A 12,663-nucleotide genomic window follows, 5' to 3' on the forward strand; every position below is an offset into this window, starting at 1 on the left:
TGAGTTGGTGTGTTCATCGCATCAACAGACCGGAAATGGTTCGGCCTTCTCTTCTTCCGCAATCTGTCGGAGGAGGGAAAGGGGAACCGCACCGCTGAGCACGGTCCGTCCGATCACCAGACCTGGGGTGCCGATGAACCCGAAGAGATCGGCAAGTGCGCGTGTTCGGTCGAGTTCGGCCTGGACCCCGGCGGAGGACATGTCGATTAAGAGCTGCTCGACATCCAGATCAAGGGACTCCGCAACACGACGTACCGAGGCCTCTTCCGCAACCATCGGTGTCCGCATGAAGCGGCGGCGAAGCTCCTGTTGCTTGCCCTGACGTGCGGCGGCAACGGATGCCCGGGCGGCCAGCTCAGACGGCGGCCCGAAGATCGGAAGTTCGTGTTGCACGAGCCGGAATGTCGCTGGGTCCTCGGCCAGTAGGCTTTCAAGATCTCGCTCGAGAGCACGGCAGAACGGACAACGAAACTCGCTGAAGTAGGCGATGGGAACCTCAGAATTGGAGGCGCTGTTCCCAAATAAGGCCGGACATGGGTCGGTGCGCAGGGTCTCCATGCGCGCCCTGCGTGCTCCCGCTTCAGGTAGTGGCCCATCGAGACCGACAAGTGCGATGTTTGCCGTGGAGGTCTGACCGGGCAGCTCCAGTCGACGAAATGGCGGCACACCCTCGATGTCGACATAGGAAAGCCCGCGTCCGCCAAGCCGGTCCCAAGGCAAGGCCCGCAGTCCATAGATCACGGCAATGATGCCCCCCACTACAAAGAGATCACGACGCCGGATCGTCACAGGACTGTCACCGGTGTTCCGACGGGTACCTGCTCGTAGAGTTGGATCACATGGTCGTTCAGCATCCTGATGCAGCCGTTCGACACAGATTGTCCAATCGACCAGGGCTCTGTCGTGCCGTGAATCCGGTAGTACGTGTCGCGCCCGTCGCGGTACAGGTAGAGGGCTCGGGCGCCCAGTGGGTTGCCCGGTCCGCCCGGCACCCCATCGGCGAATTGGGCATAGCGATCGGGATTCCGGCGGATCATGTCGTTTGTCGGGCGCCATGACGGCCATTCGGCCTTTCGTTCGACGATTGCCGATCCCTTGAATGCCAGACCGGCCTTGCCGACGCCAACACCGTACCTGACGGCACGCTCGGAATCGAAAACATAATAGAGAAAGAAACTTCGCGGGAAGACCAGGATCTGACCGGGGGCATGTTGCTCTCGGACTCGGACCTCACGAGGTTGGAATTCGTCGGCCAGGACAAAGGGTTCTTCGGTATGGGCGCGAAGGACAGTTGGCATCGACAGGGTTGCGGCGGCTGCGCCGGTGAGAAAGGATCGACGGAAAATCATGCGAACTCCTGAGGGGAACGTGAAGGACGAGGGTTCACTCAGAAGAAGGTTCGCGGAGGTGGGCGTCGGGGGGCAAAGGCTCGGCTCGAAGCCGAGACCGGCGTGATCACGAACTGCGCGGACTTGGCAGACGGTGCCACCTCGAAAAATGACAAGGTGGCAGTTGCGACAAGCTGGCAGGAGGCATGGCCTGATCCGTCGCTGCAAAGGGCGTCCTGGTCCACAGCTGCGGTTTGAGCATGATCTGCATGCGCGCCGTGGGATGCGTGATCAGGAAGCGCCGCCCATAGAAGGGCGACGAGCAAGCAAAAACCGCACAAGATGTTCGCAAACTTACGCATGGTCGCAGAATAGCGCTCTTGGTGTATGGGAGAGGTGTTCACATCGAAGTGAGCAGAGAATTTCCCAACAAAATCGGCGAAAGCGCCACGGCTTCACCTCTTTGTGACCCCTGTACGACGCGAAGCGATTTGACCTTCCCACGTTGGAACCCGGCAAGAGCTACAAAAAAGAGGAGCAGACCATGCGATTCAGTCGACGACTTTTCGTTGCCGGAGCCCTTGCCGCGCCCTTCCTGACGGGCCGGGCAGCCTTCGCAACCGAGGATAACCAAGGGCCCGTCCGAAACAATATCTCGGCGTTCCGTACCCATGAGTGGCAGGACCACTTCGACTCGCTTGGGGTGGGGGTTATCATCTCTGACACCACAGCCAAGGTTCTCCAGCACTGGACGAGCGACGGTCAGATGTTTCTCTACCCCACTTCGGTTCCGCTGTCGGATGAACTGACCCGGCGGGGATATACCGAGGTCGTCGAGAAGCGGGAAAACCCGAGCTGGGCTCCGACACCCTCGATGCGGGAGCGCAACCCGGAGTGGCCAGCCTTTGTGCCAGGAGGCGATCCAACCAATCCGCTTGGCACCCGCGCCCTGTATCTCTCGTGGCAGTACTACCGAATTCATGGTACCCACGATACGCGCAAGATCGGTCGCCGCTCGTCGAACGGCTGTATCGGGCTTTACAATGAGCACATCGAAGAAGTGTTCAATCGCACGCCGGTCGGAACGAAAGTCAAGCTGATCTGAACAGATGAGAGCGACAGCATACCCATTGACCTTCCCGCAAAACCTGCTTGTACGCAGGTTGTTGCGTTTCGCGTCGATGTGGCTTCTGACTGTCGCTCTGGTCATGGGCTTGGTGTTGGCACAATCTGCAGAAGCAGCGTCTGGCAAAGAGCATCATTCCGGCCTCACCGTCGAGGCTGCAGATACCCCCGAACAGCAATCTTCGGTAACGCCTGCCTGTCATCCCGGCGTCACTTGCACAGCGTTCGTTTTGCCGGATGCTCTGGCAGCGATACAGCCCAAGGCCGTTCCTGCTGTGCTTCAGCCCGACGCTGAGCAGTCGCAACGCCGTTTTGGCGGCCCGGCCATCACACTTCCTCCCCCGCGAACCCTGACCTGACAGTCAGGCCGAACGATTGTTCGATGACCAGAAGAGCCGGTTTGAAAGACTTGCTCAGGTTCGACCCTTTCTCAGCCTGACTCCAGAATTCGTCCCAAGGTGCGACCCGCCTGACCGGCAGGGCGCAGCCAATGAGCAACAACAAAAAACCAAGGGCAGTCAGGCAGATGAAATCTCAATGGACTGGCGCGATCGCGCTTGCCGCTTCCGCCGTCGCGGCAGTGGCACTGGCACATACGGGGGCGACGGGCGTCGTCCTGGACCGAATGAACGGAATGACGGCAATGCGCGACACCATCGCGGAATTGGCACCGATGATGCAGGGCACCGTGCCCTACGACACCTTCATTGTGTCTGAAGGCGCCAGCGTCATTGCAAGTCATGCGGGCGGGACGATGCTGTCGCTCTTCCCTGAAAACAGCCTTGAAGGCGTCACCTATGCCAAGCCGGAAATCTGGGCCGATTGGCAGGAGTTCGCGGCCCTCTCCGAAGAGCTGAAGGCCTATGCTGATGCCTTGGCTGAAGCTGCCCCGAACGGCCTCGAGCCCGCGAGTTCGCCAGCAGACGAGATGGCTGGCATGGATCACTCGGGCATGGACATGACCGGAACATCGCAACCAACGGGCTTCACGGTCGCGGAATTGATGGGATACGGAGCGGCTTCGGAAAAGATCGCGGTGACACGAGGGACATCCGACCCGACAATTTTGGAGCTCGATCTGACGACACTGGCGGCGGACGACCTCTTCAACCGGATCAGCGCGACATGCTCTTCCTGTCATGCGCAGTTTCGTGCGGGCCGGAACTGACCATGCGAGGTTTGATCCGGCTTTCCTTTGTCTTCCCAGCCATCGTGGCAGGTATCGGTGCCGGGGTGTTGGCACTGTGGCCGATCGGGGAGGTCGAGCCCGCGAGCTTCCCTTCCGGCGATGCCGAACGTGGGGCCTATCTCGCGCGCGCAAGTGGCTGCGTGTCCTGCCATACCAGCTCAGCCGCCAAAGGACTGGCGCTCGCGGGAGGTGCGCCTCTTGACACGCCCTTCGGCACCTTCGTGCCACCGAACATCACACCGCATCGGGAGGCCGGGATCGGGCAATGGACTGTGCAGGATTTCGCCAAGGCCGTGCGCCAAGGGGTGTCGCCCGACGGCGACCCCTACTACCCGGTTTTCACCTACTCTTTCTACGCCGGTTTTACCGATCAGGACATTGCCGACCTCTGGGAGGCGTTCCGCACCGTCCCGGCTGTTGGCGTTGCAGCCCCACCCCACGACGTCGGCTTTCCCTTCAGTTTCAGATCGGGACTGAAACTCTGGCGCGCGGCCTACCTTGATACGCCCGAGACGGACGCACTTATGGGCACGTCTTCCCCGTGGAACCGCGGACGGCAACTGGTCGAGGGGGCTGCACATTGCGCTGCCTGTCACACGGGCCGGACCCTGGCAGGGGGCCTTGATGACGGTGCCCGCTTTGCCGGGAACGATAGCCTTCCAGGGGGCAGCAAAGCACCGCCAATTCTGAGCGACGTTCTCCTCGCAAAAGGTTGGGGCGTTGCGGACCTGGCTTACGCGCTTCAGTCGGGGATTCTGCCCAACGGGGATGCTTTCGGCGGCAGCATGGCCGAGGTCGTCGCTGAGGGCACGTCTTTCCTGAGCGCTGCCGACCGCGAGGCCATTGCCACCTATCTCCTCGACCCCGAAGGCACGGGCGACATTCCTGCGCCCGCACCGACGCCGATCGAGACCCCGATGGCTGGAATGGATCATTCACAGATGGATATGGGAAATGGGAACTAGAGCGCTTGCCCTCATTCTCGCCTTGGGCGTTGCCGTCTTCGTCGGTGTCTTCATCTGGACGACCGTCTGGACCCTCGATCCGCGCGACACGATCTCCGCTGATCCATCGGTGACAGCCGAAGTGTCTGAAGCGTTTTCGGACGGACGGATGGACGTCCAGGTCTATGCGCTCGGTGGTCGTGACGTTCGGGTCGAAATCCAGTTCATGCCCGATACTGACGCCGGCGCAGCTGCCGGCATGCGGCCAGTTGTGAACTTTGCGATGGTCGACATGCACATGGACGGCATAGCGCCGCCGCTTCAGCTGGTCGAGGCAGGCGTCTGGCGCGCCGACGTGGAGCTGCCGATGGCCGGTCGTTGGGTCGTCAGTGTGGGCTTTGGTGAAGAGTTTGCAGAGGTCGAGTTTGATGCGCGATAACCCGGGTCCGGCAACTTTTCTGAATGATGACAGCCTTCGCCGCAACCTGCGCGGCCTGGCTGTTGGCATCACCCTGTTTGTGGTCCTCGGCACGGTCACTGCCGTATGGGCGAACCCGCTTTTTGTCCGGATGACTCCAGTCGGGCCTTGGGAGTTCGTCGCGACCGTTCTGACGGCCTTCCTCGGAGGTGTGACAGCGGCGATGTGGGTCCCTCAGTGCAACTTGCGCGCTTCCGGGACGGGTGGGCTTGCCAGCTTTCTCGGAATCGCCTGCCCAACCTGCAACAAGGTGCTCATGCTGGTCTTCGGTGGACCCGCGCTTCTTGCCTGGTTTGATCCGCTCCGGCCGTGGCTTGCGACTGCCGGGCTCTTCATCATGGGCATCGCCGCGTTGACAACGTGGCGCCGGTTTCGCGCTGTCCGCACTGGCAACAGGAACGTGCAGGGACCGCGGGGCCTTGATCGGGGTGACGTGAAATGAAGACAGTCACGGTCCATGACCCAATGTTCCGACGGCTGAGCCGGAATGTGCTTCTGCGGCACGGGCTGATGGCCCTCCTCTCTGCTGGCCTCGTTCTGATTTTTGCGGCCATCCATGGCGAGTGGAGTCCGATGCACCGCTGGAACCGGGCACTTGCCGACGCCTCGCTGGTGCTGGTTGCGCTTTCGATGGGCCTGGGGCCTCTGGCCCGGCTCCTCAGACCCGCAGTGTTGGTGCTGACCTACCGCCGCGAGTCGGGGATCTACGGCTGCCTTCTGGCGCTTGCGCATGCTGGAATCATTCTTGTCGGCTGGGTCGAATGGGACCTGATGCGGCTCTTCGGCTTCGAATGGAATCCCGAACTCCTCAGCTATGTCATGTTTCAACATGGCTTTGGTCTGGCCAACGCAATCGGGATCGCCGCCTTGCTCCTCGCGATCCTCCTGGCCTCAACCTCAAGCGATGTCGCAATGCGCCGCCTGGGCGTTTCCGGCTGGAAGTTTCTGCAAATGGGTGTCCTGCCGCTCTGGTGGCTGTCTGTAGCGCATGTCGCCTACTTCCTGTTCATGCACTTCCTCAGCTTTCACCGGGCGACGCCCGAGCCTAACCCCCTGCAGTATTGGTTCGTCGGACTGGTGGTCTTGGTCCTGGGACTGCGACTTGCCGCTTACCTGAAAACCATCGGCGGCAGACGCATACCGGAGTCTCAGGACGAGAGGGCCAAGCATGCGCCGATCTGAACGGGATCTTGCCAAGGCCGCACGGGTAACGACGCGTCGGTCGCTGTTGCTGGGCGGCATGATGACCTCGGTGGTCGGTGTGCTTGGTTTCCGGATGTGGCAACTGGGTGTACGCGATGCTGAGGAGTATTACCTTCTGGCCGAGGAAAACCGGATTAATTTGCGGCTGGTGCGCCCCGACCGGGGCCGCATCTTTGACCGCGCGGGCAAGATCGTCGCGGACAACGAGCACACCTACCGGATCACGCTCGTGAACGAGGAGGCCCGGGACGTCGATGACGTCCTTGCGAAACTGCAGCGGCTTCTTGGTCTGACGAGCGAGGATATCGACCGGATTCGGGAGCAACTTGACCGCGTTCGGGGCTTTGTCCCGGTGACCGTTAAGGACAGGGTCACCTGGGAAGAGTTGTCAATCATCGCCTTGAACACCCCGGCTCTTCCGGGTGTCCACCCGGAGATGGTGCTGTCCCGGGTCTATCCCTTCGGGCCGGACTTTGCCCATCAGGTCGGCTATGTGGGACCCGTTAGCGACAGCGATCTCGCAACCAAGGACGGGGAGCCCGATCCGCTTTTGCGCTCGCCGGACTACCAGATCGGCAAGACGGCGCTTGAGCGGATCCACGAGCGCGCGCTGCGCGGTGAGCCGGGAGCTCAGCGGGTGGAGGTCAACGCCAGCGGCAGGACCATGCGCGAGCTGGCACTTGATCCGCCGACCCCCGGCTCGGACATGCAGATCACACTGGATCATCATTTGCAGAACTTCATGCGTGTGCGCCTCGAAGGACAAAGCGCGGCGGCAATCGTAATGGATGTCACGAACGGTGATCTCCTCGGCTGCACGTCTGCCCCTGCATTCGACCCGAACCTCTTCGTGCGGGGGATCTCGAGCAAGGACTACAGCGGACTGCGCGACAGCGAGTTTCGCCCTCTTGCCGACAAGACCGTTCAAGGGGCCTATCCGCCGGGGTCCACGATCAAGATGTCGAATGCGCTCGCGGCTCTGGAAAGCGGGGTCATGGATCCAGCAGAAACCGTGACCTGCAACGGGTACGTGGAAATCTCTGGTCGCAGGTTCCATTGCTGGAAAAGCGGCGGCCATGGGCGGGTCGACATGGTCGGTGCGTTGCGGCAGTCCTGCGACGTCTACTTCTACGAAGTTGCGCAACGGATCGGGATCGACGGCATCTTTGCGATGAATGACCGTCTTGGACTGGGCCAGAAATACGACCTTCCACTGTCGGGAATGGTTCACGGCAACAATCCCTCGCGCGCCTGGAAGCAAGAGCGCTACGGTCAGGATTGGTTGATTGGCGACACGATCAACGCGTCCATTGGCCAGGGCTTCACGTTGACCTCGCCAATTCAGCTAGCCACGATGACCGCGCGCCTGGCCTCAGGAACGGCAGTCCTCCCGCGTCTCGTGCGCCCGCTTGGTGGGGCCAGCCCGGGTGAACCTGCGCCTGCCTCACTTGGACTTTCGGCAGAAGCGCTTGCGATCGTGCGACAAGGGATGTTCGAGGTGTCGAACCACGAGCGCGGCACCGCATACGGGTCACGGATCGCGGATGTGACCAAAGCCATGGCCGGGAAGACCGGAACGAGCCAGGTGTTTTCGATCACAGCGGCCGAGCGCGCCGCCGGTGTCCGATCGCAGGACGAACTCCCATGGAACAGGCGGGACCATGGGCTGTTCGTGGCCTTCGCACCCTTTGATGCGCCTCGATATGCCGTGACTGTTGTAGTGGAGCATGGCGGCGGCGGCTCAACGGCGGCGGCACCGATCGCGCGCGACATCATGCTCTTTGCCCAACACGGCGGCCTGCCGCCCGAAGATGCCTATCCTACTGCGCAGCGGGCCCGAATTCGGGAGGATCTGGCTCAACTGTCCGAACGGATTCTCCCGCCGGATGGAGTGACACCGATCACCGTGAGCCGGACATGAAGGTCACCAAGCCAAGAGCTGGAAAATTCAGAGGGCCCGCAGTCGTCGCGTCCGCGGCCTTCTCTCTGCTGTGGGCGCCACAAGCGCACGCGTTCTTCCACAATAGCCCGGATCTCGAACAAGGTCGCGCCATCTATCGGGCGGAATGCGCGTCGTGCCACGGCGCCGATCTAGAAGGACATCCCGACTGGCGGTCGGCGAATGAGGACGGGACCTATCCCGCCCCGCCGCATGACGCGAACGGCCACACCTGGCATCACGGCGACATCATGCTGCGCGACTACATCAAACGCGGCGGGCAAGCGGTCCTTGACGAAATGGGCGTTGCCTTCACCTCCGGCATGCCGGCTTTCGGCGACCGTCTGACGGACGAGGATATCGAAGCTGTTCTGGATTACATCAAATCGACTTGGCCCGACGGCATCCGCGCCACGCAAGCAGAGCGCAGCGCCACCGAGGCCCTCGCGCCATGATGCCTGGCCCGAACAATAGGCTATTGGTCCAAGTTTGGACTTGCCCCTCTAGTCACTTGAGGAAGCATCAACTCTCAAAGAATGTACGAAATGAAAGGTCCGCCCGATGCGAATGAAATCCCTGCTGCTAGCCAGTGTCTTCAGTTTCCAAGTTGCTTTACCGTCCTTCGCGCAGGAGGTCTCGGATGAACGCATCAAAGCTCTCGTGGCAGAGGCCCTGCGCGAAAACCCCGAACTGATCCTCGAGGCGCTCCAGGCCCTCGAAGAACGGCAAGCGGAAGCACAGGCAGCCACCGCAACCGCAGTATTGGCCAACGAGCGGGACACATTGGAACGTGACCCCAACGCACCGGTTCTAGGCAATCTGGAGGGCGATATCACGGTGGTCGAGTTCTTTGACTACAACTGCCCCTACTGCAAGCGCGCCATGCCGGAAGTCGACGCTCTTCTGGCCGAAGACGGCAACATCCGATTGGTGATGCGCGAATGGCCAATCCTCAGCGAGGGATCTGCCTTTGCCGCACGCGCCGCACTCGCATCCCGAAAGCAGGGCAAGTATGCTGAGCTCCACAACGCTCTGATGGGCATGCGTGGCAAGGTAGAAGCCGACACGGTGCTGCGTGTCGCCGGCGAAATCGGCTTGGACTTGGACAGACTCAAGGCAGACATGCAGGCGCCTGAGATCGACGAGCACATTGCAACCTCGATGCGTCTGGCTGAGGCGCTCGGATTCAACGGGACGCCATCCTTTGTCGTGGGCGATCAGTTGGTCCCGGGTTTTGTTGAAAAGGCGCAGCTTTCCGAAATCGTGACTTCTGTTCGGGCATCAGAATGAGTGGTTCGAAACGACGCGCTTCGGAATGCACCCGTTGCACCGCCTTCTCTGCTCGCAGGACGATCCCGGCCGTCCCGGCCCTCGCGGCGGTACTCTGGATCGCTCTGTCTGGAATTGCGGCAGCGCATTCGTTCACCGCAGGAATTCTCGTCGTCGGTGAGAATGTTGAGCAAGACCTTGCGGAGGCTGTCCGAGGATTCCTACTGGCTTCCGACGAGCGGGACGGGCACCCAAACGAAACCTCTGACGGGCATCTGGGCGGCGTCGACGTGCAGGTTCTTCCGCTTCCGGCGGAAGCCACCGGACTGGTCCAGGAGTTGACTGGCTCACCAGACGAGCCGGCTGATGTCGTCGTAGTCCTTGGACTGAAGCCGGCCGCCGACGACGCGGCGAGCAAGTACAGCCGTGCAAGCACCGTTCTGGTGCAAGCACTCCTTGCGGAGGGCTGGAATGGTGATGACCGCATGGAAGGTTTCATTGCACGCTACCGGCTCGCCTACGGCAAAGAGCCCGGTCTTTTGGCCGCCTCAGCCTATCACGGTAAGCGCTGTTCTGGCCCCACCTTCCCGCTGAATCTGTAATCTGCGATGCGGCCCGTGCGGAGATTTGCAGGGGAGGTGTCGGTGGGAGTCCATCGGGAGCGCAGTATGGAGGCCGTTGGGTTTGTGGAGTTGCTGGCGGCCCCGGCGGCGAAGCGGCGATGGTCGGATGAGGCGAAGGGACGAGTGGTGGCGGAGACGCTGGTTCCCGGGATCATGGTGAACGAGGTGGCGCGTAGGCATGGGCTGAAGGCGAACCACCTGTCGTCTTGGCGGACGTTGGCTCGGAAGGGCAAGCTGGTTGTGCCCGAGGTTGCGGGGGCAGAGTTCGCAGCACCTGTGGCTTCGCCGCAGTCGGTCACGACACCGGTCACGATTGCGTCGATTGATCTGATGATTGGGCCTGTGACGGTGCGCCTGGATGCTGCCACGCCTGCGACACGGGTCGCGGAACTGGTTATGGCTCTGCAGGCCCGCCCGTGATCTTCCCGTCGAACCGGGTGCGGATCATGGTGGCGACGAAGCCCATCGACTTCCGCAAGGGGCACGACAGCCTGGCCGCGATGGTGAAGAACGAGCTGCGCAAGGACCCGTTCACCGGAACGGTCTTCGTCTTCCGCGCCAGAAAAGCGGATCGGCTGAAGCTCTTGTATTGGGACGGCACCGGTCTGGTGATGGCATACAAGCGGCTGGAGGAGCACAGCTTCACCTGGCCTGCCGTGAAGGACGGGTTGATGCTGATGAACCACGCGCAATTTGAGGCGCTGTTTGCAGGTCTGGACTGGCGACGGGTTCGGGCCATCGAGGCGAAGGCTCCCGAAGCGGTGGAATGAGCCGTTCAAGGCTGCGGCAGGATGACTCAGTCGGCTCTTTCCAGAGGCATAGCCCATGGTGGTTTGGTAAAAACCTGCCATGCCGAAGACCGCTGATCTGCTTGAAGAAATTGCTGCGCTGAAGGCGATGCTGATCGCCGCGGATGCGCGCGACAAGCGCAAGGACGAGCGCATTGCACATCTGGAAAAGCTGGTCGCGGCCTTCAAGCAGGCGGTCTTCGGCCGGAAATCGGAGAAGAGTAATCCGGACCAATTCGAACTGGCGTTGGAAGATCTGGAAACGGCCATGGCTATGATCCATGCCGAAGAGGATGCCGAGGATCGCGCCGCCAAGCGCCCCGCCAAACGGCGTTCTGCCAACCGTGGATCGCTGCCCAAGCACCCGTTGCCCGGCAACGGTTTGCTTGCAAACCGTGAGAGGGGGCCGCGCATCGAAGAGGTCATCGAACCGGACAGCCTGACTTGCGCCTGCGGTGGTTGCCTGCATTGCATTGGCGAGGACGTGTCGGAACGTCTCGACATCGTGCCCGCCCAGTTCCGTGTCATCGTCATCCGCCGTCCGAAGTATGCCTGCCGGTCCTGCACCGATGGCGTTGCACAGGCGGCGGCCCCTGCGCGGCTGATCCCGGGCGGCATGCCGACCGAAGCCACGGTCGCCCATGTGGTGGTCAGCAAGTATGCAGATCACCTTCCGCTTTACCGGCAGGCCCAGATCTACAGCCGTCAGGGCGTCGATCTCGACCGATCCACGCTTGCCGATTGGGTGGGCCGCGCCGCCTTCGAACTCCGCCCCGTGCATGATGCCCTGATGGCGGACCTGAAGCGATCAACCAAGCTCTTCATGGACGAGACCCGCGCCCCGGTGCTCGACCCGGGTGCAAGAAAAACCAAGACGGGATACTTCTGGGCCTTGGCCCGTGATGATCGACCGTGGGGCGGTGCAGCTCCACCTGGCGTTGTCTTCACCTATGCTCCCGGTCGCGGTGGACAGCATGCCGAGCGGATATTGCAGGGTTTTGGCGGCATCCTGCAAGTGGATGGCTATGCCGGATACAACCGCCTGATCGCAGCGGACAGGATCGGTCCGGGCATCCAACTCGCATATTGCTGGGCCCATGCCCGCCGTAAGCTGATCGAGATCACCCGCACCGGGCCCGCGCCGATTGCTGAGGAAGGTGTGGCACTGATCCGCGATCTCTACGCCATCGAGGCCGGAATCCGCGGCCAAGACCCCATAACCCGACTGGCCGTCCGGCAGGATCGCTCCGCCCCGATCATCGCCCGCATCGACGACTGGCTGACGCATCACCGCGCCCGCGCCTCGGCCAAATCGCCCTTAGGCGAAGCACTCACCTACATCGCCAAATACCGTGACGGACTGGGACGCTTCCTCACCGATGGCCGCGCGGAGATCGACAACAACACCGTCGAACGCACCATCCGCCCCATCGCCCTGAACCGCAAGAACGCCCTCTTCGCAGGACACGACGCAGGAGCCGAAAACTGGGCCGTCATCGCCTCGCTGATCGAAACCTGCAAGATGAACGGCATCGATCCCCACGCATGGCTGACGGCAACGCTCACCGCCATCGTTCAAGGCCACAAGCAAAGCCAGATCGACGACCTGCTCCCGTGGAATTACCCCGTCACAGTGTGATCGGGACAGCGCTTACCTATCACGCGGCGCGCAGGTTGGACATCGCGATCAGACCGCTTGACGGGGCGGGGCCGCGGGATGAGCTTCTGGAAGCCTGGCAAGCATCCGAGGTCGGCTTGCCAAGATGATCCTGTGGTG

General features: G+C 61.8%; 16 protein-coding genes. 14 read left to right on the forward strand and 2 right to left on the reverse strand.

Features of this window, described 5'->3' with window-relative positions:
* Window positions 1–21: 21 nt before the first annotated feature.
* Both EI545_RS20365 and EI545_RS20370 read right to left on the reverse strand, forming a co-directional pair.
* Window positions 22–741 (reverse strand): DsbA family protein, encoded by a 720-nt coding sequence (locus tag EI545_RS20365; protein ID WP_125327786.1) that lies wholly within the window; start codon window positions 739–741, stop codon window positions 22–24.
* 44 nt (window positions 742–785) lie between these two features.
* Window positions 786–1,349, reverse strand: a complete 564-nt coding sequence (locus EI545_RS20370) for a L,D-transpeptidase (RefSeq protein WP_125327788.1) — start codon at window positions 1,347–1,349, stop codon at window positions 786–788.
* Between the two features lie 523 nt (window positions 1,350–1,872).
* Here EI545_RS20370 and EI545_RS20375 point away from each other — a divergent pair.
* From EI545_RS20375 to tnpC, 14 genes are all read left to right on the forward strand, one after another.
* Window positions 1,873–2,433, forward strand: a complete 561-nt coding sequence (locus EI545_RS20375) for a L,D-transpeptidase (RefSeq protein ID WP_125327893.1) — start codon at window positions 1,873–1,875, stop codon at window positions 2,431–2,433.
* A gap of 76 nt (window positions 2,434–2,509) precedes the next feature.
* Entirely contained in the window at window positions 2,510–2,812 is a 303-nt protein-coding gene (locus EI545_RS20380) for a hypothetical protein (RefSeq protein WP_164517405.1), read from the forward strand.
* A gap of 131 nt (window positions 2,813–2,943) precedes the next feature.
* Complete coding sequence (locus EI545_RS20385) at window positions 2,944–3,621, forward strand: cytochrome c (protein ID WP_125327792.1); 678 nt, start codon at window positions 2,944–2,946, stop codon at window positions 3,619–3,621.
* 2 nt (window positions 3,622–3,623) lie between these two features.
* Complete coding sequence (locus EI545_RS20390; protein ID WP_232489272.1) at window positions 3,624–4,607, forward strand: c-type cytochrome; 984 nt, start codon at window positions 3,624–3,626, stop codon at window positions 4,605–4,607.
* A complete protein-coding gene (locus tag EI545_RS20395; protein ID WP_125327794.1) occupies window positions 4,597–5,025 on the forward strand; it encodes a hypothetical protein in 429 nt (142 codons plus the stop codon). Before EI545_RS20390 ends, EI545_RS20395 begins: the two co-directional genes overlap by 11 nt.
* Window positions 4,988–5,506, forward strand: coding sequence for a hypothetical protein (locus EI545_RS20400; protein ID WP_125327796.1), 519 nt, complete (start codon window positions 4,988–4,990; stop codon window positions 5,504–5,506). The genes EI545_RS20395 and EI545_RS20400 overlap by 38 nt, the downstream gene beginning before the upstream one ends.
* A complete protein-coding gene (locus EI545_RS20405; protein WP_232489271.1) occupies window positions 5,503–6,246 on the forward strand; it encodes a ferric reductase-like transmembrane domain-containing protein in 744 nt (247 codons plus the stop codon). The genes EI545_RS20400 and EI545_RS20405 overlap by 4 nt, the downstream gene beginning before the upstream one ends.
* Window positions 6,233–8,188, forward strand: coding sequence for a penicillin-binding protein 2 (gene mrdA, locus EI545_RS20410; protein WP_125327798.1), 1,956 nt, complete (start codon window positions 6,233–6,235; stop codon window positions 8,186–8,188). Before EI545_RS20405 ends, mrdA begins: the two co-directional genes overlap by 14 nt.
* The gene (locus EI545_RS20415; RefSeq protein ID WP_125327800.1) at window positions 8,185–8,661 is read left to right on the forward strand and encodes a c-type cytochrome; all 477 of its coding nucleotides are present in this window, start codon (window positions 8,185–8,187) and stop codon (window positions 8,659–8,661) included. Before mrdA ends, EI545_RS20415 begins: the two co-directional genes overlap by 4 nt.
* Before the next feature lie 106 nt (window positions 8,662–8,767).
* Window positions 8,768–9,496: a DsbA family protein gene (locus tag EI545_RS20420; RefSeq protein ID WP_394357683.1), complete on the forward strand. Its 729-nt coding sequence runs from the start codon at window positions 8,768–8,770 to the stop codon at window positions 9,494–9,496.
* Window positions 9,493–10,077 (forward strand): hypothetical protein, encoded by a 585-nt coding sequence (locus tag EI545_RS20425; RefSeq protein WP_125327804.1) that lies wholly within the window; start codon window positions 9,493–9,495, stop codon window positions 10,075–10,077. Before EI545_RS20420 ends, EI545_RS20425 begins: the two co-directional genes overlap by 4 nt.
* Window positions 10,078–10,143: 66 nt before the next feature.
* A complete protein-coding gene (locus EI545_RS21465) occupies window positions 10,144–10,518 on the forward strand; it encodes a transposase (RefSeq protein ID WP_164517406.1) in 375 nt (124 codons plus the stop codon).
* Complete coding sequence (gene tnpB / locus EI545_RS21470; protein ID WP_425471659.1) at window positions 10,515–10,868, forward strand: IS66 family insertion sequence element accessory protein TnpB; 354 nt, start codon at window positions 10,515–10,517, stop codon at window positions 10,866–10,868. Before EI545_RS21465 ends, tnpB begins: the two co-directional genes overlap by 4 nt.
* A gap of 79 nt (window positions 10,869–10,947) precedes the next feature.
* On the forward strand, window positions 10,948–12,525 hold the full coding sequence (gene tnpC / locus EI545_RS20440; RefSeq protein ID WP_125327805.1) for an IS66 family transposase: 1,578 nt from the start codon (window positions 10,948–10,950) through the stop codon (window positions 12,523–12,525).
* Window positions 12,526–12,663: the final 138 nt, after the last annotated feature.

The organism is Tabrizicola piscis (genome assembly GCF_003940805.1).
In the GTDB taxonomy this organism is placed as follows: Bacteria; Pseudomonadota; Alphaproteobacteria; order Rhodobacterales; family Rhodobacteraceae; genus Tabrizicola; species Tabrizicola piscis.